The 1,143-nt window shown below is 69.2% G+C and carries 1 protein-coding gene; it reads right to left on the reverse strand.

Features of this window, described 5'->3' with window-relative positions:
* The coding region (locus tag ACFUJR_RS39350; RefSeq protein WP_383181790.1) for an acyl-CoA dehydrogenase family protein at nucleotides 1-1,143 on the reverse strand (1,143 nt) is incomplete at its 5' end.

Raw genomic sequence — 1,143 nt, forward strand, 5'->3', positions numbered from 1 at the left:
CTACGGGAGGTTGCGGGCCATGACGATGCGCTGGACCTGGTTGGTGCCTTCGTAGATCTGGGTGATCTTGGCGTCGCGCATCATGCGCTCGACGGGGTAGTCGCGGGTGTAGCCGTAGCCGCCGAGGAGCTGGACGGCGTCGGTGGTGACCTCCATGGCGACGTCGGAGGCGAAGCACTTGGCGGCGGCGCCGAAGAAGGTCAGGTCGGCGTCGACGCGCTCGGACCTGGCGGCGGCGGCGTAGGTGAGCTGGCGGGCGGCCTCCAGCTTCATGGCCATGTCGGCGAGCATGAACTGCACGCCCTGGAAGTCGGCGATCGGCTTGCCGAACTGCTTGCGTTCCTGGACGTAGCCCTTGGCGTAGTCGAGGGCGCCCTGGGCGATGCCGATGGCCTGGGCGGCGATGGTGATCCGGGTGTGGTCCAGGGTCTTCATCGCGGTGGCGAAGCCGGTGCCCTCGGCGCCGATCATGCGGTCGGCGGGGATGCGGACGTTGTCGAGGTAGACCTCGCGGGTCGGGGAGCCCTTGATGCCGAGCTTCTTCTCCGGGGCGCCGAAGGAGACGCCCTCGTCGCTCTTCTCCACCACGAAGGCGGAGATTCCCTTGGAGCGCTTGTCGGGGTCGGTGACGGCCATCACCGTGTAGTACTCGCTGACACCGGCGTTGGTGATCCACCGCTTCACGCCGTTGAGCACCCAGAAGTCGCCGTCGCGCACGGCGCGGGTCTTCATCCCGGCCGCGTCCGAGCCCGCGTCCGGCTCCGACAGGGCGTAGGAGAACATCGCGTCGCCCTTGGCCAGCGGGCCGAGGTACTTCTGCTTCAGCTCCTGCGAACCCGACAGGATCACCGGCAGCGAGCCGAGCTTGTTGACCGCGGGGATCAGCGAGGACGAACCGCAGGCCCGGGCGACCTCCTCGATCACGATCACCGTCGCCAGCGCGTCCGCCCCGGCGCCGCCGTAGGACTCCGGCACGTGGACCGCGTGCAGATCGGCCGCGACCAGCGCGTCCAGCGCCTCCTGGGGGAACCGGCCCTCCTCGTCGACCGCGGCCGCGAACGGCGTGATCTTCGCCTCCGCCAGCGCACGGACCGTCTCCCGGAGCATGTCGTGCTCCTCGGACAGGCGATACAGGTCGAAGTC

The sequence above is a fragment of the Streptomyces sp. NPDC057271 genome (assembly GCF_042668715.1).
Taxonomy (GTDB): domain Bacteria; phylum Actinomycetota; class Actinomycetes; order Streptomycetales; family Streptomycetaceae; genus Streptomyces.